Source organism: Plantibacter sp. PA-3-X8 (assembly GCF_003856975.1).
Taxonomy (GTDB): Bacteria; Actinomycetota; Actinomycetes; order Actinomycetales; family Microbacteriaceae; genus Plantibacter; species Plantibacter auratus.
In genome coordinates this window covers 2,116,011-2,135,684 of record NZ_CP033107.1, presented here as the reverse complement: position 1 = coordinate 2,135,684, position 19,674 = coordinate 2,116,011, and the positions used below count along the sequence as shown (strand labels likewise).

The 19,674-nt window shown below is 69.0% G+C and carries 20 protein-coding genes and 1 tRNA gene; 9 read left to right on the top strand and 12 right to left on the bottom strand.

Annotation, left to right across the window (positions count from 1 at the left end):
* Nucleotides 1-244: 244 nt before the first annotated feature.
* Nucleotides 245-1,414: a CHAP domain-containing protein gene (locus EAO79_RS10150; RefSeq protein WP_124768899.1), complete on the bottom strand. Its 1,170-nt coding sequence runs from the start codon at nt 1,412-1,414 to the stop codon at nt 245-247.
* Nucleotides 1,415-1,663: 249 nt separating this feature from the next.
* Nucleotides 1,664-2,365 carry a metal-dependent transcriptional regulator gene (locus EAO79_RS10145; RefSeq protein ID WP_079705381.1) on the bottom strand — a complete coding sequence of 234 codons (702 nt, stop codon included), beginning with the start codon at nt 2,363-2,365 and terminating at the stop codon, nt 1,664-1,666.
* Between the two features lie 144 nt (nt 2,366-2,509).
* Here EAO79_RS10145 and serC point away from each other — a divergent pair, with 144 nt between their 5' ends.
* Entirely contained in the window at nt 2,510-3,622 is a 1,113-nt protein-coding gene (serC, locus tag EAO79_RS10140) for a phosphoserine transaminase (protein WP_124768898.1), read from the top strand.
* An 86-nt stretch (nt 3,623-3,708) separates the two neighbouring features.
* On the opposite strand, the gene EAO79_RS10135 is transcribed toward serC, so the two are convergent.
* Both EAO79_RS10135 and EAO79_RS10130 read right to left on the bottom strand, forming a co-directional pair.
* A complete protein-coding gene (locus EAO79_RS10135) occupies nt 3,709-4,395 on the bottom strand; it encodes a DUF3027 domain-containing protein (RefSeq protein ID WP_124768897.1) in 687 nt (228 codons plus the stop codon).
* A complete protein-coding gene (locus EAO79_RS10130) occupies nt 4,388-4,771 on the bottom strand; it encodes a cold-shock protein (protein WP_079705376.1) in 384 nt (127 codons plus the stop codon). Before EAO79_RS10130 ends, EAO79_RS10135 begins: the two co-directional genes overlap by 8 nt.
* 136 nt (nt 4,772-4,907) lie before the next feature.
* Here EAO79_RS10130 and EAO79_RS10125 point away from each other — a divergent pair, with 136 nt between their 5' ends.
* From EAO79_RS10125 to EAO79_RS10100, 6 genes are all read left to right on the top strand, one after another.
* Nucleotides 4,908-5,183, top strand: a complete 276-nt coding sequence (locus tag EAO79_RS10125) for a multidrug ABC transporter ATPase (RefSeq protein WP_124768896.1) — start codon at nt 4,908-4,910, stop codon at nt 5,181-5,183.
* Between the two features lie 5 nt (nt 5,184-5,188).
* Nucleotides 5,189-7,024 carry a helicase-associated domain-containing protein gene (locus EAO79_RS10120; protein ID WP_124768895.1) on the top strand — a complete coding sequence of 612 codons (1,836 nt, stop codon included), beginning with the start codon at nt 5,189-5,191 and terminating at the stop codon, nt 7,022-7,024.
* Between the two features lie 50 nt (nt 7,025-7,074).
* Nucleotides 7,075-8,718, top strand: coding sequence for a DNA repair helicase XPB (locus tag EAO79_RS10115; protein ID WP_124768894.1), 1,644 nt, complete (start codon nt 7,075-7,077; stop codon nt 8,716-8,718).
* Between the two features lie 46 nt (nt 8,719-8,764).
* Nucleotides 8,765-9,454 (top strand): response regulator transcription factor, encoded by a 690-nt coding sequence (locus EAO79_RS10110; RefSeq protein ID WP_056007716.1) that lies wholly within the window; start codon nt 8,765-8,767, stop codon nt 9,452-9,454.
* A gap of 10 nt (nt 9,455-9,464) precedes the next feature.
* Nucleotides 9,465-11,129, top strand: a complete 1,665-nt coding sequence (locus EAO79_RS10105) for a HAMP domain-containing sensor histidine kinase (RefSeq protein ID WP_124768893.1) — start codon at nt 9,465-9,467, stop codon at nt 11,127-11,129.
* A gap of 153 nt (nt 11,130-11,282) precedes the next feature.
* The gene (locus tag EAO79_RS10100; RefSeq protein WP_124768892.1) at nt 11,283-11,573 is read left to right on the top strand and encodes a WXG100 family type VII secretion target; all 291 of its coding nucleotides are present in this window, start codon (nt 11,283-11,285) and stop codon (nt 11,571-11,573) included.
* A 66-nt stretch (nt 11,574-11,639) separates the two neighbouring features.
* On the opposite strand, the gene EAO79_RS10095 is transcribed toward EAO79_RS10100, so the two are convergent.
* The 5 genes from EAO79_RS10095 to EAO79_RS10075 form a co-directional block, all read right to left on the bottom strand.
* Nucleotides 11,640-12,818 carry a hypothetical protein gene (locus EAO79_RS10095; RefSeq protein ID WP_124768891.1) on the bottom strand — a complete coding sequence of 393 codons (1,179 nt, stop codon included), beginning with the start codon at nt 12,816-12,818 and terminating at the stop codon, nt 11,640-11,642.
* A 179-nt stretch (nt 12,819-12,997) separates the two neighbouring features.
* Nucleotides 12,998-14,617, bottom strand: coding sequence for a chaperonin GroEL (gene groL / locus EAO79_RS10090; protein WP_064296567.1), 1,620 nt, complete (start codon nt 14,615-14,617; stop codon nt 12,998-13,000).
* Nucleotides 14,618-14,821: 204 nt separating this feature from the next.
* Nucleotides 14,822-15,025, bottom strand: coding sequence for a cold-shock protein (locus tag EAO79_RS10085; RefSeq protein WP_079705369.1), 204 nt, complete (start codon nt 15,023-15,025; stop codon nt 14,822-14,824).
* A gap of 285 nt (nt 15,026-15,310) precedes the next feature.
* Nucleotides 15,311-15,883 (bottom strand): LytR C-terminal domain-containing protein, encoded by a 573-nt coding sequence (locus EAO79_RS10080; RefSeq protein ID WP_079705367.1) that lies wholly within the window; start codon nt 15,881-15,883, stop codon nt 15,311-15,313.
* 21 nt (nt 15,884-15,904) lie between these two features.
* Complete coding sequence (locus EAO79_RS10075; protein ID WP_079705365.1) at nt 15,905-16,213, bottom strand: DUF3263 domain-containing protein; 309 nt, start codon at nt 16,211-16,213, stop codon at nt 15,905-15,907.
* 217 nt (nt 16,214-16,430) lie between these two features.
* On the opposite strand from EAO79_RS10075, the gene msrB reads away from it, so the two are divergent.
* Entirely contained in the window at nt 16,431-16,850 is a 420-nt protein-coding gene (gene msrB, locus EAO79_RS10070) for a peptide-methionine (R)-S-oxide reductase MsrB (RefSeq protein WP_079705364.1), read from the top strand.
* Nucleotides 16,847-17,395, top strand: coding sequence for a nitroreductase family protein (locus EAO79_RS10065; protein ID WP_124768890.1), 549 nt, complete (start codon nt 16,847-16,849; stop codon nt 17,393-17,395). Before msrB ends, EAO79_RS10065 begins: the two co-directional genes overlap by 4 nt.
* Nucleotides 17,396-17,437: 42 nt before the next feature.
* Here the strand turns inward: EAO79_RS10065 and EAO79_RS10060 are convergent, their stop codons facing one another.
* The 3 genes from EAO79_RS10060 to EAO79_RS10050 form a co-directional block, all read right to left on the bottom strand.
* A complete protein-coding gene (locus EAO79_RS10060; protein ID WP_124768889.1) occupies nt 17,438-18,394 on the bottom strand; it encodes a DMT family transporter in 957 nt (318 codons plus the stop codon).
* A gap of 61 nt (nt 18,395-18,455) precedes the next feature.
* Nucleotides 18,456-18,531 (bottom strand) — tRNA-Thr (locus EAO79_RS10055).
* 46 nt (nt 18,532-18,577) lie between these two features.
* Nucleotides 18,578-19,546, bottom strand: coding sequence for a thioredoxin domain-containing protein (locus tag EAO79_RS10050; protein WP_079705360.1), 969 nt, complete (start codon nt 19,544-19,546; stop codon nt 18,578-18,580).
* Between the last annotated feature and the right edge of the window lie 128 nt (nt 19,547-19,674).

The window sequence follows — 19,674 nt, the reverse complement described above, 5'->3', positions numbered from 1 at the left end:
GAGGCCGCGACCATTCGCGACCACGTGGCGACGTATAGCGTGCATCAGCTCCTGAACCTCTCCGAGTTGCAGAGCACCAGATTAACCCACACCGACCGGATTTCCGCACGTTGCAGGAGAATTCCCCTCCGCGCCACCTCGGCTTCGACCGGCGGACACCGCATGGTCGCGAACGGTGACCCCGCATCGACGACGAATCGCGTCCCTCCGACGGAGGGACGCGATCCAGGTCGAGCGGGTCGGATCAGCCGACGCCCGGCGGGTAGAGGTAGAGCGCCACGGCACTCGCGGCGATGGTGCGCGTGTTGTAGCTGTGACGCGCGGACCCCCAGTTGTACTCCTCCAGGGTGACCGTCCCGTCGGCGTTGACCGACTGCACGTAGGCGACGTGGTTGTAGTTGAACCAGGCGACGGAGCCGGCGATGGCGTTGGTCCCCTTGTTGTACTGCCACGAGTCCGCCCAGCCGTAGGCACTGCTCGGCGGCAGGCCGTTGCCCCAGGTGAAGGCCCAGTTCCCGCTCGGCGTGCCCGCGTCGCGGTTGAGTCGCCAGGCGACGAAGTCCACGCACTCACGGTAGTAGTAGCGCAGTGGCGAGAGCCCGCCGCCCTCGTCGTCGGTCGCCTGGTCGAACCAGGGGTAGTCGTCGCCGGCCTGGCGTGCGCCGACGGTGATCGAGTAGGTGGCGTTGCTGGCAGCTGCCGCGGCGTCGAGCTGCCGCTGGCGCTCGGCGAGCTCGTCCGGCGTCGTCGCACTGTAGAGATCGCGAGAGATCGGCGCGTCGGCCACCTTGTCGGAAGCGACGACGCTCTGGGCGCCGGAGGTCTTCAACTGCTCCGAGGCGGACGTCCCGTACGTGGTCTGCGCGCTGCTGCTCGCCGCATACGCCGGGAGGGCGACGGTGGCGACCAGTGCCGGCACGAGGAAGGCCATGGTGGCGACGCCGCGGACGGATCCGGGTCGGGCTCCGGACGGCTTCGGCTTGCGCACGGCGACCGTCGACGCGGTCGGCTTGACCGGGGGCTTGCTGCGGGCGACGCGGTCCGCGCCGGTGCGGAGCGGAGCGACGGTCGCGAACGAGGTGTCGGTGGCGGACGTCACGGTGAAGGATTGGGGGGTCGTCGGCTCCGGCGCGGCGGGCTTCGTCAGCGGCCGCTCGTCGAGACGGACCTCGCCGGTCGTGACGGCGGCGTCGGCCTCCTCGACCACGGCATCGTCGAGGATGATCTCGGGGTGCTCGACGGGTGCGTCCGGAGCGACGTCGGCGACGAGCGCGTCGTCGGTTGCCGACTGGGACGGGGTGGTCGGCTCCGCCTGCTTCGCGGCCTGCTCCTGGATTCGGAGCTGCTTCCGGGTGAGGGGGACGTTCGGGGTCGTCTCGGCCTGTTCGGGGCCGCTCTCGCCAGCTGCAGTCAAGTGGATTCCTCCGGCACCCCGCATGAGCGACGACGATCGCGGTGTGGCGATCGGCATGGCGCAGCCCCATCCGACGATTGATGTCGGTTCGTGTGGCCGAGGGACGGGCTAGGGGGTGCCTCGGTCGTCTTCCTGGGGCCAGATCATGGCCTTCAGGACGAGTGACAGCCTACGGGTTACCCCTCAGAAAGTCACGTTTCGATCACGGGAAAACGGGCACATGAGGGAATCCTCATACACGTCTCATGCTCACGCGGCAGGGGTCTCCACGAAGATGTGCGTCGCGAGCTCGTTGGGCAGCTCGAGGCCGCCCTCGACACCGTCGATGGTGACGAGCACGTAGCCGCCCGCTGCCGCGAAGGTTCCCGAGCGACCCGGCATGACGCCGGCCTGCTTCAGCTGCAGGAGGAGTTCGGGGTCGACCTGCGCCGGTTCGCCGAGACGTCGGACCGTCGCCGTGACCGGCTCGGAGCGTCCTTCGACGAGGCCGACGATGTTGATGACGCCCTGCGAGAAGGCGACGGCGGGGCTGTCGCCGAACTCGTCGAGTCCGGGGATCGGGGTGCCATACGGCGACTCGGTGGGGTGGTTGAGCATGTCGAGCAGCTTGCGCTCGACCTGCTCACTCATGACGTGTTCCCAGCGACAGGCTTCCTCGTGGACGAACTCCCACTCGAGCCCGATGACGTCGCTCAGGAGGCGCTCAGCCAGGCGGTGCTTCCGCATGACGTGGACCGCCTTGCGTCGGCCCGGTTCGGTGAGCTCGAGGTGCCGGTCGCCCGACACGACGACGAGTCCGTCGCGCTCCATCCGACCGACCGTCTGCGAGACCGTCGGTCCGGAGTGCCCGAGGCGCTCGGAGATCCGCGCACGAAGCGGGATGATGTTCTCCTCCTCGAGCTCCAGAATGGTGCGGAGATACATCTCTGTGGTGTCAATCAAATCGGTCATCGACGCCCTCCCTGCCCGATTGCACGTTCCCGGTAAGCCTAGTGCGCGGCGGCGACGTTCCCGCGCCAAGCCACTCCGCCCCGCGTGGACGCATCCGGGCGCCGTGGCACGACGCCATCAGGCCCTCGCCTCTAGAATCGCCGTATGCCGGAGATCACGATTCCCACGTCCCTTCTGCCCGCCGATGGTCGATTCGGCTGCGGCCCCTCCAAGATCCGACCTGAGCAGATCGCAGCGCTCTCCGAGGCCGGCCTGTCCCTCCTCGGCACCTCCCACCGTCAGGCTCCCGTCAAGCAGCTCGTCGGCCGCGTGCGCGCCGGCCTGGCCGACTTGTTCCGCGCCCCCGAGGGCTACGAGATCATCGTCGGCAACGGCGGCTCGACCGCGTTCTGGGACGCGGCCGCCTTCGGCCTCATCGAGCAGCGCAGCCAGCACCTCGTCTTCGGCGAGTTCGGCGGCAAGTTCGCCAAGGCGGCGGGCGCCCCGTGGCTCACCGCTCCGGACGTCCGTGAGGTGCCGGGTGGATCCCGCATCGATCCTGAGGTGGTCGAGGGCGTCGACGTGTACGCCTGGCCGCACAACGAGACCTCGACCGGCGTCATGGCCCCGGTGCGACGCGTGTCCGGCGACACCGGCGCCCTCACGGTGATCGACGCGACGAGCGCCGCGGGTGGTGTGGACTTCGACGCGAGCCAGGCGGACGTCTACTACTTCGCACCGCAGAAGAACTTCGCATCCGACGGCGGCCTGTGGTTCGCGCTCTGCTCCCCCGCGGCGATCGAGCGCATCGAACGGATCGCGGCGAGCGGCCGCTACATCCCGGAGTTCCTGAGCCTGAAGAACGCGGTCGACAACTCCCGACTCGAGCAGACGCTCAACACTCCCGCGTTGTCGACGCTCGTGCTCCTCGAGGAGCAGATCTCGTGGATCAACGGCAACGGCGGCCTCGCCTGGGCATCGGCACGGACCGCCGAGTCCTCCGGCGCCCTGTACGAGTGGGCCGAGCGCACCTCCTACACGACGCCGTTCGTGACGAACCCCGACCACCGCTCGCAGGTCGTCGTCACGATCGACTTCGACGACGCCATCGACGCCGCGCTGGTCGCGAAGACCCTGCGGGCGAACGGCATCGTCGACACCGAGCCCTACCGCAAGCTCGGCCGCAACCAGCTGCGCGTCGCGACCTTCACGGCGATCGACCCCGCAGACGTCCGTCAGCTCATCGCGAGCATCGAACACGTCGTCGGGGCGCTCTGATCCGTCTCCCCCGCTGAACGCCGAACGGGCGGTCGAACCTTCTCGAGGTTCGGCCGCCCGTTCGTCTGTCTCGCGGTGTGCGAGTGCTACTCGTCCTCGAACCGGTCGTCGTCCTCGTCGGAGTCCTCGTCCTCGTCCGAGTCGTCCTCGTCCTCGTCCGAGTCGTCGTCATCCGAGTCGTCCGACGCCGCATCGACGTCGTCCTCGTCGTACTCGAGTTCGATGCCGTCGCGGTCGCGGTCGCGGGGGTCCCCGGACAGCGCGACATCGTCGTCGTCGAACTCGTCGGAGTCGTCCGCGTCGTCGAGCGCGTCGTCAGCCGCAGCCGCAGCCGCTGCCTCCTGCGCGGCGCGGTAGTCCGCGAGGCGTTCCGACCACGGCACCCACTGCGGAGCCAGCAACGCGCCGTCGCCGGGCATCAGCTCCGTCTCGAGCACGTTCGGCGCAGCGTCGTCTGCGGTCCGCGAGAGCGTCACCGTCCAGAACCATCCGGGGTAGCCCGCCATGGTGTTCGCGAACAGCAGCGAGACGACGTGATCATCGACCACGACGTGCCCGGCCGGCTCACCGACCGTGCTCGCGGGCGTGATCTCCTGCAGCGCTTCGCGCGCGAGCTCCACGGCGGCGATCAGGGTCTCGTCCGGCACGGGTGCCGGGGTCGACTCGCCATCGGTGCCGTCGTCCGAGCGATGCTCGTCCGACTCGGCTCGTGTGTCCGTCTCGGCCGTGACGTCGCGATCCTCGACGGGCGTCTCCTGATCGGCGTCAGGCATCCAGCTCGTCCGCGACCTTGCGCAGCACGGCAGCGATCTTCGTGCTGTGACTGCTGTTCGGGTACTTGCCGCGGCGCAGGTCGCCGCCGATGCCGTCGAGGAGCTTCACGAGGTCCTCGACGATGATCGCCATGTCGTCGGCCGGCTTGCGCTTCAGCTTGACGAGGCTGGGCGGAGCCTCGAGGACGCGCACGGACAGCGCCTGGGCGCCGCGCTTGCCGTCGGCGATGCCGAACTCGAGCCGCGTCCCCGGCTTCACGCCGGCCGTGCCCGCAGGCAGTGCGGAAGCGTGCAGGAAGACCTCCTGGCCGTCATCAGAGCTGATGAAGCCGAAGCCCTTCTCCTCGTCGTAGAACTTGACCTTGCCGGTGGGCATGGGAACCTCGCTGTGTGTCGTGCGCAGAAAATGCAGCGCCGTGCGGTGATCGCGCAGGAAGCGCGATCGAGAGGACCATCGGTCCTCGGCCCCCAGCCTATTCGGTGCAGCAGCCGCGTGCCTCTATCCTGGGAGCGTGACTGATGAGCAGACGCCGAGCATCTCGCGGCCCGAACGGATCCTGGCCTACATGGTCGTGACGATCGTCGCCGTGTCGATCGCCGCATTCGTCGCGGTGATGGTCGGCACCGCCACCGGCCTCGAGCAGGGCGACTTCGCCGTCGGCGTCTGGCCGGTCGTGACGATCCTGCCGCTCGTCGGACTCCCGATCGCCTTCCTGATGCTGATCACGCTCATCATCGTGGGTGCCGTACGACGGTCCCGCGAGTCCCGCGGTCAGTCGCCGCGCTGACGACCATGGGCGAGGCCTTCGCGATCGCGCGCCGCCTCCGGGAGCTCCCGGACGACGCGCTCCGCCGGCTGACTCCCGACCGCAGGGCCTCCTCAGCCCGCATCGCGGACTTCTTCGACTTCGCCGAGGCCCTGTTGGACGATGCGAGCGTCGCCCGCCGGATGGCACTGCTCGACCGGGACACCCTTGCAGTGCTCGCCGCCGCGCTGGACGGGACCGAGCGCCACTCGCTCGCGACCGCGCTCGGACGCGAGCAGTCGGAGGTGGATGCCGCCCTGGAGCGGCTGGAGCGGGACATCCTCGTGCTGGACGACGGAGCCGGTCCGATCAGGCCGGTGAGCGCGGTGGCCGCGGTGTTCGAGGAGTGGACGGCGAGCGGCAGACCAGGCCGAGCAGAACTCCGACTTCCGGCGGCGGCGCCGACGTCCCACGCGACCCGCCCCTCGCCCGACACGGACGCCCTCGCGAGCGAGCGAGCGGCCGGCGCGGTCGGCATCGTCGGCGAGAGCCTCCATGAACTCGACCGCGAGCCCGCACGCCTGCTCGGCCGTGGAGCCCCGTCCATGCCGGACCTCAAACGGCTCGCAGCCGCGGCGGCGAGCACGCCCGACCAGATCGAGCTCGCCCTGTCCGTGGCGTCGGCTGCCGGGCTCACGGACGCGATCGGCTCCGCCATCCGCCTGAGCGAGGTCGGCGAGGCCTGGCTGGCGTCGGCCACCGCGGAACGCTGGCTCCGTCTCGCGACAGCCTGGCGCGACGCGATCCCGGCCACGATCCGCGATCGCATCCTGACGGCGTACCGGCGCGGTTCCGTCGACCTGGTCGAAGAGCTCAGCTGGTGGTACCCGTTGGCGGAGGATGCCGTCGTGGCGCCGACGCGGGCGGTCGACGCGGTCGCCGAGCTGCTCGGGATCACCGTCGACGGCGCGACCAGCGGATTCGGACGACTCCTCGTCGACGACCACGCGGCCGACGCGGCCTCGACGCTCGCGTCCATGCTCCCCGCCGAGGTGTCGCAGGTCGTCCTCCAGGACGACCTGACGGTCATCGCGCTCGGTCCCCCGACGGCGGAACTCGACGTGCGACTCCGGGCCCTCGCGGAGCCGGAGGGGCGCGCTCAGGCGTCGAGGTACCGCATCACGACCGCGAGCGTCACCCGGGCCCTCGCCGACGGAGACACGGCCGAGGACCTGCTCGCGTACCTCGAGTCGATCTCCCTGACCGGCGTCCCTCAACCCCTGCGGTACCTCGTGTCCGAGGCCGCTTCCCGATTCGGCCTCGTCCGCGTCGGGACGATCCGCGCGTCGGCCGACGCCTCGGCCGACCCTGGACGCAGCAGCTACATCCGCTCCGAGGACGCCGGCCTGATCGCGGCGATCTCGGTCGACCAGAGCCTCGTGGCCCTCGGTCTCCGTCCGAGCGACGAGCACCGGCTCACCAGCCGGATCGAGGCGGCGACGGTCTACTGGGCGCTCCACGACGCGCGCTACCCGGTGGTCGCGGAGGACGACGGCGGCGCACCGCTCCGGATCCGCCGGCAGCCGGTCATGCGCACCAACCTCTCCGCTCCGGCCGCCTCGACGGAACCGGATCTGGTGTCGCGGCTCCGCGCCGACGACAGCGGCGACACGAGCAGCGCATGGTTGGCCAAGCAACTGGAGATCGCCGTCCGCGACCACACGCCGGTCACCGTGCAGCTGCAGCACGGCGAGCGCCGATCCACGTTCACGATCGAACCGGTGAGCCTTGCCGGCGGTCGCCTGCGCGGTCTGGACCGGTCGGCCGACGTCGAACGCACCCTGCCGCTCGCGATGATCACCGAGGTCCGGATCGCCGGCTGAGCGCTCGCTCAGGGGGTTGCGCACCGGATCCGCCGGTAGACTCGACCGTTATGTCTGATGGACCACTGATCGTCCAAAGCGACCGCACCGTGCTGCTCGAGGTCGCCCACCCGCTCGCCGAGGACGCCCGCCACGATCTCTCGGTGTTCGCCGAGCCCGAACGCGCGCCGGAGCACATCCACACCTACCGGATCACCCGTCTCGGACTCTGGAACGCACGGGCCGCCGGGCACGATGCCGACCAGATGATCGAGACGCTGGAGCGGTACTCGAAGTTCTCCATCCCCGCGTCCGTGACGATCGACATGCGCGAGACCGTCAACCGCTACGGCCGGCTCGTGATCGAACGCTCCGAGGAGGGCGAGCTCGTCCTCCGCTCCACGGACCTCCCGATCCTGACCGAGGTGGCCGGCGCCAAGCGGATCGCGCCCCTCCTCATCGGGCACCCGACGCCGGACACCTTCCTCGTCGAGCCGTGGGCACGCGGTGCGCTCAAGCAGGAACTCGTGAAGCTGGGCTGGCCCGCCGAGGACCTCGCCGGGTACACCGCCGGCACGCCGCACCAGATCGACCTGGTCGAGGACGGCTGGCACCTCCGCGACTATCAGCAGCAGGCGGTCGACAACTTCTTCTCCGGCGGTTCCGGCGTCGTGGTGCTCCCCTGTGGTGCGGGCAAGACCCTGGTCGGCGCCGGGGCGATGGCGACGGCGTCCACCAACACCCTGATCCTCGTCACGAACACGGTGTCGGCACGGCAGTGGCGCGACGAGCTGTTGAAGCGCACCTCCCTCACCGCCGAGGAGATCGGCGAGTACTCGGGGCAGGTGAAGGAGGTCAAGCCGGTCACGATCGCGACCTACCAGATCCTCACGGCCAAGCGGAAGGGCGAGTACGCCCACCTCGCGCTGCTCGACGCCATGGACTGGGGCCTCGTGGTCTACGACGAGGTGCACCTGCTCCCGGCACCCGTCTTCAAGCTCACCGCCGAGCTGCAGGCGCGGCGTCGCCTCGGCCTGACGGCGACGCTCATCCGGGAGGACGGCCGCGAGGGCGACGTCTTCTCGCTCATCGGCCCGAAGCGGTTCGACGCCCCGTGGAAGGAGATCGAGGCGCAGGGCTTCATCTCCCCCGCCGCGTGCTTCGAGGTGCGCGTCGACCTGCCCCAGGCGGACCGACTCACCTACGCCGCATCCGCCGACGACGAGCGATACCGCCTCGCGGCGACCGCCCCGGCGAAGCTCGACGTCGTCCGGCAGCTCGTCGAACGGCACCGTGGCGAGCAGATCCTCGTCATCGGGCAGTACCTCGATCAGATCGAGGAGCTGGCAGAGACGCTCGGTGCCCCGCAGTTGACGGGCGCAACGCCGGTCGACGAGCGCGAACGGCTCTATCAGGCCTTCCGCGACGGCACCGAGCAGGTGCTCGTCGTCTCGAAGGTCGCGAACTTCTCGGTCGACCTGCCCGAAGCGACCGTCGCCATCCAGGTGTCGGGATCGTTCGGTTCACGACAGGAGGAGGCGCAGCGTCTCGGCCGCCTGTTGCGCCCGAAGTCCACGGGACTCACCGCGAGCTTCTACACGCTGGTGTCGCGCGACACGGTCGATCAGGAGTTCGCGCAGAACCGCCAACGCTTCCTCGCCGAACAGGGCTACAGCTACACGATCCTCGACGCCCACGCCCTGCAGACCGCGTGAAACAGGCTCTCAGAAAAGTCTCAAGAAACGTGCAGATAATGGTGTCATGACCGGACCCCGCATCCTCATCGTCGACGACGAACCGAACATCCGCGACCTCCTCACCACCAGCCTGCGATTCGCCGGCTTCGCCGTCCGTGCCGTGGGCAACGGCGCAGCCGCCATCTCAGCGGTCCTCGAGGAGGAGCCCGACCTCATCATCCTCGACGTGATGCTGCCGGACATGAACGGCTTCGGCGTCACCAAGCGCCTCCGCAGCGCCGGCTACACGGCGCCCATCCTCTTCCTCACCGCGAAGGACGACACCGAGGACAAGATCACGGGCCTCACGGTCGGCGGCGACGACTACGTCACCAAGCCGTTCAGCCTCGACGAGATCGTGGCACGCATCAAGGCCATCCTTCGCCGGACCATGCAGGCCGACGAGGATGCAGTGATCCGCACCGGCGAGCTGACGATGGACCAGGACACCCACGAGGTCCTCGTCGGCGATACCCCGATCGACCTCAGCCCGACCGAGTTCAAGCTCCTCCGCTACCTCATGCTCAACCCGAACCGTGTCCTGTCGAAGGCCCAGATCCTCGACCACGTCTGGGAGTACGACTTCAACGGCGACGCCGGCATCGTCGAGAGCTACATCTCCTACCTGCGCAGGAAGCTCGACCAGTTCTCCAGCGAGCCGCTCATCCAGACCAAGCGCGGATTCGGCTACATGCTCAAGGCCGGAAAGGCGTAGCCCCCACCCGATGGCCGATTCCCTGTCCACCTGGTGGAGCAGCGTCTCACTCCGGACGAAGATCACCGGGGTGACGGTGCTCGTCCTCGCCTTCGGCCTGCTCGTCGCGGGCATGGGGACGACCCCGCTCCTCAAAGAGGTCCTCACCCAGCAGGCGAACGACAGTCTGGTCACTGCCGCCAAGGGCAAGATCGTCGGTGAGATCTCCGAGGACGGACAACTCCAGCTCGACGCCCCCTCGACGCTGTTCGTCGCCGTGTACGACACGAACGGCGAACTCCGCGCCTCGTCCGGGTGGGACGACAGCATCGCTCCCGAACACCCGGCGCACCTCAGCGCGAACGACGTCGCCGCGAGCGGGACCCAGATCTACACGACCACCAACGCGAGTGGCACGATCGTGTACCACGCGGTCTCCGTCCCGGTCACCCTCGACGGGTTCCGCACGGGAGCGGCATGGGTCGCCATCTCGATGCAGGGCACCGACAACACCATCGCGACCTACCTCACGATCTTCTTCGTCCTCGGCGTGCTCATCATCGTGGTCGGAGCGCTCCTCACCCGGTGGCTGGTGACCGGCACGTTCGAACCGCTCCGCCAGGTGGAACGGACGGCCGCCGCGTTCGCCGACGGCGACTTCAGCCAGCGACTCGCCGGCTCGACACCGAACACCGAGGTGGGGCGACTCAGCCGATCACTCAACACGATGCTGGCTCGCATCGACCGCGCGTACTCGGATCGCGGGAAGACCATCGAGCAGATGCGCAACTTCGTCGGGGATGCGAGCCACGAGCTCCGCACCCCGCTCGTCTCCGTGCGCGGCTACGCCGAGCTCTACCGGATGGGTGCCCTCCAGACGCCGCAGGACGTGGCACAGGCCATGGAGCGCATCGAGAAGGAGGCCATCCGCATGGGTGCGCTCGTCGAGGACCTCCTCCAGCTCGCCCGCCTCGATGAGACGCGACCACTGAATGTCGCCCCCGTCGACCTGCTCCCGATCGCGCGCGACGCCGCGCTCGACACCACCGCCCAGGCCCCCGGGCGCACGGTCCAGGTGGTCCGCGACGAACGCATGGCGCGAGCCGTCGACGACGATGCCTCCGAGACCACCGGCGAGTCCCCGGCCACTGCCGACGCACCAGCCCAGACGAACTCGACCGGGCCGATCTTCGGCGCGACGTTCAACCGCTTCCGGCGTCGGCCGAAGCCGTCCGGCGACGCCACCACGCCCGACACGAAGCCCATCGCCGAACCACTGACCCTGGCCGTGCCGCCGATCGTCCTCGGCGAGGAGAACAAGATCCGGCAGGTCGTCACGAACCTCATCGGAAACGCCCTGCGCTTCACGCCCGCCGACAGCCCGATCGAGCTCGCGGTCGGCACGGACGCCCGCGCAGGGACCGCCAGCATCGCCATCGTCGACCACGGCGAGGGCATCCCGCCACAGATCCGCGAGAAGATCTTCCAGCGTTTCTGGCGTGCCGACAGCTCGCGAACGCGCGAGACGGGCGGCAGCGGCCTCGGACTGGCCATCGTCGCCTCCATCGTCGCGGCGCACGGTGGCACGGTCGACGTGACCGAGACCCCCGGCGGCGGCGCGACGTTCCGCGTCATCCTGCCGCTCGCCCCGTCGGCGGCCACGAGCCCCATCGTCATCGCGGGCCCTCCGGCCTGACCCGCCGGCGGGCTGGCTCGACCCTCCTCCACAGGCTCCGGCCTGCTTCGGAGTGCGCGCACGAAACCTTCCTCGCCGGTTCCGGCCGGTGGCGAGCATCTACCGTCTCGGTAGCGGCGATGACAGGCATCGCCCGGACGAACGGAGTTCCCGATGGCCACTTTCCAGGTCGACAGCGACGCGGTCGAGCGCGCCTCCACGGCAGCACGCGTCACGATCGAGCAGATCCAGAACGAGGTCGCCCGCCTGCATACGCAGCTGGCGGCACTCGACGGCCAATGGACCGGCGCTGCGGCCGCCGCGTTCCACGGTGTCGTCGAGCGCTGGAGGGGCACCCAGCGTCAGGTCGAGGAGAACCTCGGCGAGATCAGCCGGGCGCTCGCCGTCACGGGTACCCAGTACGCCGAGATCGAGCGGGCGAACGCGAGTATGTTCAGCGGCTGATCCGCGCGCGGAAGGTCCCACCACCGGGCATCCCGGTGGCGGGACCTCCCGCGCGGGGTGCGGGGATCAGGGAAGCGCGGCGATACCGGCGGCGGCGAGTGCTGCGTAGGCGAGAGCCTGCTGACGCAGCTCGTCGACGTCGTAGGTGTCGTCGAGGGAACTCACGTTGTTCGCCTCGACTTCCAACCAGTGCCCGGCGACCGCCATCTGCACGCTGCACGTGGACCACGGGCTCGTCTTGCACTCGATGAAGGCGTCCCGGACTCCGAGCCCGTCGATCGTCAGGAACTCGATGTCCGCTCCCGCGCTCATGCGGGTCTCGACCAGCTGCTCGTACGCCCAGCGTCCGCCCGGGAGCGCTCGCAGGACGCCTCGCGACGAGTCACTGTCGGGGAGGGAGAAGATGCAGTCCGGCGCTCCGAAGTCCTCGGCGGCGACGCCTCGGTTCCACAGTCGCTTCTTCGGTGCCGAGTTGTAGGTGAGCTCCTGGCCGAAGGCCTCGCTCATCGCCGCCGCAGGCACGAACACCTCGCACTCCGTCGGCAGCGCGTTCGCCCCCGGCGTCGTCCCGCCCCAGGCGTACCGTGGCGCCGTGCCGACCGGTTCGAGCGCCGAGCGGATCGCCTCGATGAAGGGTGTGACTGCGGCGACGGCATCCTCGTCCGACGCTGCGGCATCGTCGGCCGGGCCATACATGATCAGGTCGACCCAGCTGTCGCCGACCAGGAAGTTGATGCTGCAGACGCCGGGCACAGCTCCGTTCTGGGTGAAGCAGGACAGCTTGGTGGAGTCCGGCCACGGCCCTGATTCGCCGTTCGCCCAGCGTTCGTAGTAGAAGTCCCAGTCGGCGTGCGACCCGGGCAGGATGGTCAACTCGGCCCACCGTTCCGTGCCGACCGGCGTCCCACCCTCCGCCAGGTCTCTCGGCTCACCATTGCTCCACGTGCAGTGCATGCCCCCGAGCGAGGTCGCCGCCCACAGCAGCGGGTTCGCACTGGACGGGTCAGCGAAAGCGGGCTCCAGGGTCGCCGTGGGGGCGAGCGCGGTCGCCACCACGTCCTGGGGGACGAGATTCTCGCACCCGAAGCCGTATGAGCTCACCGGCGCAGTCGGCTTAGCCGTCGCCGAGGGCTTCGGCGAGGACGACGCCGTCGGTGATGCGGTCGGAGCCGCTTCACTCGGCGTGCACGCGGCCAGCGCCAGAACCAATACAGCGGCGATCGCCGCTCCCCCGATACGTCTCATAGCTCGATCATAGGAACTGGCGTGCGGGCCGATATGCCGTTCCGATCACGTCTCTACAACGACTGTCGGACCCATGCGGAAACAGGCATACAGATCGAGGGTTCTCCCCGATGCGTCTGGTGGAAACGACGCAGGGCGCCTCCCGAAGGAGACGCCCTGCGCAGGTGTTGCTGTCGAACTTAGAAGTCCATGCCACCGGTCGGGTCGCCAGCCGGAGCCGGGTTCTTCTCCGGCTTGTCGGCGACGACGGCCTCGGTGGTGAGGAACAGGCCGGCGATCGACGCTGCGTTGAGCAGCGCGGAGCGGGTGACCTTCACCGGGTCGTTGATGCCGGCAGCGAGCATGTCGACGTACTCACCGGTCGCGGCGTTGAGGCCGTGTCCGACGGGCAGGTTGCGGACCTTGTCGGCGACGACGCCAGGCTCGAGGCCTGCGTTGAGCGCGATCTGCTTGAGCGGAGCGTCGATGGCGACCTTGACGATGTTCGCACCGGTCGCCTCGTCGCCGACGAGCTCGAGCTTCTCGAACGCGGTCTTGCCGGCCTGGATCAGGGCGACGCCACCACCGGCGACGATGCCCTCTTCGACGGCAGCCTTCGCGTTGCGAACGGCGTCCTCGATGCGGTGCTTGCGCTCCTTGAGCTCGACCTCGGTCGCTGCACCGGCCTTGATGACCGCAACACCGCCCGCGAGCTTGGCGAGACGCTCCTGGAGCTTCTCGCGGTCGTAGTCGCTGTCGGTGTTGTCGATCTCCTTGCGGATCTGCGAGACACGACCGGCGATGGCGTCGGCGTCGCCGGCACCCTCGACGATGGTGGTCTCATCCTTGGTGATGACGACCTTGCGAGCACGGCCGAGCAGGTCGAGGGTGACGGTCTCGAGCTTGAGGCCGACCTCTTCGGAGATGACCTGGCCACCGGTGAGGATGGCGATGTCCTGCAGCTGAGCCTTGCGGCGGTCGCCGAAGCCCGGAGCCTTGACGGCGACGGACTTGAAGATGCCACGGATCTTGTTGACGACGAGCGTCGCGAGCGCTTCGCCGTCGACGTCCTCAGCGATGATGAGGAGCTGCTTGCCCGACTGGATGACCTGGTCGACGATCGGCAGGAGGTCCTTGATCGCGGAGATCTTCTGGTTGGCGATGAGGATGTAGGGGTCCTCGAACACCGCTTCCTGGCGGTCGGGGTCGGTCACGAAGTACTGCGACAGGTAGCCCTTGTCGAAGCGCATGCCCTCGGTGAGCTCGAGCTCGGTGCCGAAGGTGTTCGACTCCTCGACGGTGACGACGCCCTCCTTGCCGACCTTGTCGATCGCCTCGGCGATGATCTCACCGATGGTGGTGTCGCCGGCGGAGATGGAAGCGGTCGCAGCGATCTCCTCCTTGGTCTCCACCTCCTTGGCGTTGGCGATGAGCTCGACCGTGACGGCCTCGACGGCCTTCTCGATGCCGCGCTTGAGGCTGATGGGGTCGGCGCCTGCGGCGACGTTGCGGAGGCCCTCGCGGACGAGCGCCTGTGCCAGCACGGTCGCCGTGGTGGTGCCGTCGCCGGCGACGTCATCGGTCTTCTTGGCGACCTCCTTGACGAGCTCCGCGCCGATCTTCTCGTACGGGTCGTCGAGTTCGATCTCCTTGGCGATGGACACGCCGTCGTTGGTGATCGTGGGGGCGCCCCACTTCTTCTCGAGGACAACGTTGCGACCGCGCGGCCCAAGGGTGACCTTGACCGTGTCAGCAAGAATGTTCAGTCCACGCTCGAGGCCGCGACGGGCCTCCTCGTCGAAAGCAATGATCTTAGCCATGTGTGTTTTTCGTCCCTCCCGGACGTCATGAACGTTGTTAGCACTCAATGAGTACGAGTGCTAAGTCGATTCTGGCACTCAGGGGGTGGGAGTGCAAGTGAGCACCGGCGCCCTGAGCGAACTCCCGGGAACAGCCCCGGAACGACGAACGACGCCGCCCACCGAAGTGGACGGCGTCGCAGGAATCGCGTACCTGATCAGCGGCTACGCCAGGCGCACACCCTCGGCCTGAGGCCCCTTTGCTCCAGTGCCGACCTCGAAGACGACCGCCTGGCCCTCTTCCAAGGACTTGTAGCCGCTCATGTCGATCGCCGAGTAGTGGACGAAGACATCCTGTCCGCCGTCGTCGACCGTGATGAAGCCGAAGCCCTTCTCAGCGTTGAACCACTTGACGGTTCCGTTCGCCATTTCATACTCCCATTGCTGCGTGCTCGCAGGCATCGACTGTTGCCGAACCCGGACCTGCCATCCGGGATCGGGACCCCGGTGACCACCCTGCGCCGAAGCGGACCCGGGGGCGAGTCGAGACGGGACGGGATGAGCGGCCAGTTCCAGATACTAATCCGGAGCACCGCGCGGATTCACCCTCAAATCGACAAACGGGGCCGAGTGATACGACAACTCAACATGGAGGAAACACTCCGGAAACACGGCGTGCCTGCGACCTGCTCGATCGACCTGCTCCAGCTGCGCTCAGGCGGCTGGCTGGTAGTCCGCGCCGACCACGACGACGATGCGGAGGACCGGTGCCTCGCCCTCCTCGACGGGGATCGCGTACGTGTCCGTGATCTGGATCGGGATGCCGCCGAGCGCGTTCGCGATGGCGCGGGCGACGCCCTCCTGCGACGGATCCTGGTAGTAGACGCCGCTCGCCGTGACGTCCTCCGTGCTGGCGTCGCTCGTCGGGATCTGCTGCGTGAAGCCGGCGGCCGTGATCGCTGCCGCCGCCGATGCGGCCAGGCCGGCGGTGGGTGTGCCGTTCAGGACGAGGATGCTGGCCGCGGGGTCGACGACGGGGGCCACCTCGGTCGGGGTGGGGGTAGGCGTTGGCGTGGCGCTCGGGCTCTGCGAGCCGCCGAAGAAGTCGATCCGGTCGTTCAGCCCGAAGAGGGCGAAGGTGCCGACCCCCACGAGGACGAGCGTGGCGACGACGGCGACGAGGAAGGCGATCCAGCCGCGTCCCTTGGGAGCAGGGGCACGGTGCGCGCCGACGCGCTTGAGGTCGGGGACCTCGTCGAAGCGGTCGGGCGGGAAGGATTCAGCCATGGTGTGGTCTCCGAGAGCTGCTCAGCCGTCGGTGCGGGGAGCCGAGGCTCCTCGCGCCGAGAGTCGGGCGTCGCGGGTGCGCTGCAGCCGCTTGATCAGCATGGGGTCGTGGGCGAGGGCGGACGGCGAGTCGATGAGCGCGCCGAGCAGTTGATAGTACCGGGCCGGGGACAGGGCGAAGCGGTCGCGGATGGCGGCCTCCTTGGCCCCGACGTGCTGCATCCAGTGGGACTCGAACTCGAGGATCTCGAGCTCGCGCTGGTCGAGGCCTCCCGTCGGCGTCGACGCGTCGTCATCGGCAGGCGTGCGCGACGCTGGCTGCATGCTCATCTCCTGCCGATCGGTGCCGATGCGGCGACCGTGGAGTCATGCTCCGGTCCGCCGCCGTCCAAGTCTATTCAGCCGATGGCCGCCGGGCCGCATCCACCCCGGCGAGGGCCGACGTTCACCGGGAAGGATCAGGCTCGGTGCAGTGTTATGGAATACGTCGGGAGCCGCATGCACGAGGCAGCCCCGCACGTAGGATGACCGAGACGAATGGAGCAGCATGACGTACGACGTGTCGAAGACCGATGAGCAGTGGCGCGAGGAACTCACGCCGGAGCAGTATCAGGTCCTCCGCGGAGCGGCGACCGAGCGGGCCTGGACAGGTGAGCTCCTCGACGAGTCGCGCGCGGGCCTCTACACCTGTGCCGCCTGCAACGCCGAACTCTTCAAGAGCGGTACCAAGTTCGATTCCGGCTGCGGATGGCCGAGCTTCTACGAGTCCGTGAACCCCGAGGCGGTGCAGCTCATCGAGGACCGCACCCTCGGCATGGTGCGCACCGAGGTCCGGTGCGCCAACTGCGGCTCGCACCTCGGCCACGTGTTCGACGACGGCTTCGGCACGCCCACCGGCGACCGCTACTGCATGAACTCGATCGCGCTCAACTTCGCCGCGGCCGACACCACCGAGCCGACGGAGTGACCGAACCGGTCGAGCGCCCCGTCCTCGCCGCCGTCGCCGGGCGGCGTTCGTGGTCCAAGGTCACCGACGTCGCTCCGAGTGACGCGGAACTCCTCGAGGTCCTCGCGGCGGCCGGTCGAGTGGCCGATCACAGCGCCCTGCGTCCGTGGCGGGTCATCACCCTCCGCGGCGACGACCGCGTGAAGCTCGGCCGGGCGTTCGCGAAGGCGGAGGGCGACTCGAAGCCCTCGACGAAGCCGCTCCGCGCGCCCCTGTTGCTCGCCGTCGTCGTGAGCGTGAAGAAGTCGAAGGTGCCCGCCTGGGAGCAGGAGGCGGTTGCGGCCGGAGTGGCCCACATGGTCAGTCTCCTGCTCGACGACGCCGGTTGGGGCGTGTTCTGGCGCACCGGCGGCGCGACTCGCGCCAAAGCGGTCCGGAAGGCACACGGCCTGAAGAAGGGCGAGGATCTCCTCGGCTGGCTGTACGTCGGGGGGAAGCCGGGTAACGCTCGCACAGGGCGCCGCAAGACGATCAACGCGAAGGCGCACCTCAGCTCCATGCCCTGAGGACGGAGTCGCTCACGGCATCCGACGGCTCGACGGCTCGACTCAGTCGGCGGACGACGATGCCGTGGGACGACGCCTGAACCGCGCCGATGCGATCGCCACGGCGGCGAACGCGAGGAGTGTCCCGACGACGGTCGCGACATGCACGCCGCCGTCGTCGGTGGGCAGGAGCACGTCGAGGGCGAGCGCACTCAGGGTCTGACCGGCCACCGTGCCGAGCCCGAGGATGAGCACGCCCGTGTGCTGCACGAGGAACGCCGCCACGGCGATGAACACGCATCCGATCGGGCCGCCGAGGTAGAGCCACCACTCCCCCGGGAGCGGTCCGGGCGGCGCGACGATGACCGCGTGCAGCGCGGCGGCGATGACCAGCACGACCGTCCCCACGACGAAGTTGATGAACGTGGCGGCGAGCGTGCTCTGTGCCCGCATCTTCACGCGGCCGTTGACCGCCTGCTGCCAGCCGATCCCGATCCCGGCGAGCAGCGGCAGGACGAGCAGGCCGAGTGGAATGCTCCCGCCGAGCTCGCCCGAGACCGCGACGCCGACTGCGATGAGGGCGACGACCGCCCCGAGGACGCGCTGGACGCTGAACCCGACGACGCCTCCCGGGCCGAAGCCGATCCGGTCGAGCACGAGTCCGCTCGCGGTCTGGCCGGCGACGACCGCGACCGTGAAGAGGGCGACGCCGAGCGTGGCGGCGGTGAGCCCCTGCGAGAGCACGAGGAACGCGCCGGCACACCCACCGAGCACCGTCCACCAGGGCATCTCCCTGCGTCGGACGGCACCGGCCACCGTGGAGAGACCGCGACGACCGGTACGGGACAGCGCCAGTCCGACGGTGAGGATGATCAAGCCGCCGCCGAACGAGATCGCAGCTGCGGTGAACCCGTCACCGAGGCGGGCTCCGAGTTCACCGTTCAGCCTTGCCTGCACCGCGATGAAGGCACCGCTGACGACGGCGATGAGGAGCGCGAGCGGCGCTGGGACACGGGTCACGGGAGGGTTCCTTCCAATGAGGAACCGCCCACTCAGCGAGGCTGAGCGGGCGGTTCTCGGCTGGAGCCGACGACGGGACTTGAACCCGTAACCTACGCTTTACAAGAGCGTTGCGCTACCAATTGCGCCACGTCGGCCGACAGGGGCTGGCCCCGGTCCCACCCATCCTACGATGACGGCGGATCAGCCGTTGGTCACGGGCGACTCGCTGGCTCCCGGCGTCGGCGTCCCGGTGGAGTAGCTCTCGCTCGAGACGGCGAGGACGAAGGCCGCGAACTGCTCGGCGTCGGTGAGCGAGCCCGTGTACTGCTTGCCGTTCACCAGGATGGTCGGCGTCCCCTCGACCTTGGCGACGTCGGTGCCGGGCAGCGGGCCGCTGCGCGCACGGTCGGTCGAGTCCTTCACCCACGACTTGTAGGTGCCGTCGTCGATGCAGGCGTTGATCTTCTTCTCGCCGCCGGAGATGACGCCCTTGGCGATCGACTTCAGCTCGGCGTCGGTCAGGCCCTCGGTGTTCTCCTTGGGCTGGTTCTCGAACAGTGCGGTGTTGAAGGAGAAGAAGTCGTTCGGCGAGTACTCCGCGACACAGGCCGCCGCGTTCGAGGCGCGCAGCGAGTACTGCGTCCCGAGCGAGAGGTTGCTCAGCGTTGCGAGGGGATGGACCGTGTAGGTCGCGGCGCCGGCCTCGAGCCAACCCTTGACCTGCTCGGCGTTCGTGGTCTCGAACTGACCGCAGTAGGGGCAGAGGAAGTCCTGGTAGACGGCGATCTCGACGCCGTCGGCGGCCGGGGTCTCGGAGGCTGCCGGCGTCTCGGCCGGAGCGGGCTCCGCGGGGGCGGCCGGATCGGTCGCGCTCGGCGTCGGTGTGGACGCACCGGCCGGGGCCCCGACCAGCTGCAACCCGGCGGAGACGGTGAAGCCGTCGTTCTTGGCCGCGGTCGGGACCGGTCCGGCGGGCTTGATCGACGTCACGATGATGACCGCCACCACCGCCACGATCGCGAGCGCACCGAGCACGATGCCGCCCTGGAGCAGCACCCGGTTGCGGCGGTCGCGGCGCTTCTGCTGCTCGCGCAGCACCCGCGCCTTCTCGCGTGCCGCGTCGCGTCGTTCGTTCTTGGTCGGTCGGTTCTGCGATCCAGCGCCAGACATTGATCCTCGTTTCGGGGGGCTCGCGCTGCGGAGACGAGGCAGCGCCAAACAGAGTAATCGTAGACCTGCCGCCTGGGAGAGGCCCAAACCAGGCCGGGAGCCGGCTGTGCGTCCACCGAGAGATCCAC

Bases quoted from the DNA above. Each gene is read 5' to 3' on its own strand.
- EAO79_RS10145 (WP_079705381.1), bottom strand. From the start codon at position 2,365: ATGACCGATTTGATTGACACCACAGAGATGTATCTCCGCACCATTCTG.
- serC (WP_124768898.1), top strand. From the start codon at position 2,510: ATGCCGGAGATCACGATTCCCACGTCCCTTCTGCCCGCCGATGGTCGA.
- EAO79_RS10135 (WP_124768897.1), bottom strand. From the start codon at position 4,395: ATGCCTGACGCCGATCAGGAGACGCCCGTCGAGGATCGCGACGTCACG.
- EAO79_RS10130 (WP_079705376.1), bottom strand. From the start codon at position 4,771: ATGCCCACCGGCAAGGTCAAGTTCTACGACGAGGAGAAGGGCTTCGGC.
- EAO79_RS10120 (WP_124768895.1), top strand. From the start codon at position 5,189: ATGGGCGAGGCCTTCGCGATCGCGCGCCGCCTCCGGGAGCTCCCGGAC.
- EAO79_RS10115 (WP_124768894.1), top strand. From the start codon at position 7,075: ATGTCTGATGGACCACTGATCGTCCAAAGCGACCGCACCGTGCTGCTC.
- EAO79_RS10110 (WP_056007716.1), top strand. From the start codon at position 8,765: ATGACCGGACCCCGCATCCTCATCGTCGACGACGAACCGAACATCCGC.
- EAO79_RS10105 (WP_124768893.1), top strand. From the start codon at position 9,465: ATGGCCGATTCCCTGTCCACCTGGTGGAGCAGCGTCTCACTCCGGACG.
- EAO79_RS10100 (WP_124768892.1), top strand. From the start codon at position 11,283: ATGGCCACTTTCCAGGTCGACAGCGACGCGGTCGAGCGCGCCTCCACG.
- EAO79_RS10095 (WP_124768891.1), bottom strand. From the start codon at position 12,818: ATGAGACGTATCGGGGGAGCGGCGATCGCCGCTGTATTGGTTCTGGCG.
- groL (WP_064296567.1), bottom strand. From the start codon at position 14,617: ATGGCTAAGATCATTGCTTTCGACGAGGAGGCCCGTCGCGGCCTCGAG.
- EAO79_RS10085 (WP_079705369.1), bottom strand. From the start codon at position 15,025: ATGGCGAACGGAACCGTCAAGTGGTTCAACGCTGAGAAGGGCTTCGGC.
- EAO79_RS10080 (WP_079705367.1), bottom strand. From the start codon at position 15,883: ATGGCTGAATCCTTCCCGCCCGACCGCTTCGACGAGGTCCCCGACCTC.
- EAO79_RS10075 (WP_079705365.1), bottom strand. From the start codon at position 16,213: ATGAGCATGCAGCCAGCGTCGCGCACGCCTGCCGATGACGACGCGTCG.
- msrB (WP_079705364.1), top strand. From the start codon at position 16,431: ATGACGTACGACGTGTCGAAGACCGATGAGCAGTGGCGCGAGGAACTC.
- EAO79_RS10050 (WP_079705360.1), bottom strand. From the start codon at position 19,546: ATGTCTGGCGCTGGATCGCAGAACCGACCGACCAAGAACGAACGACGC.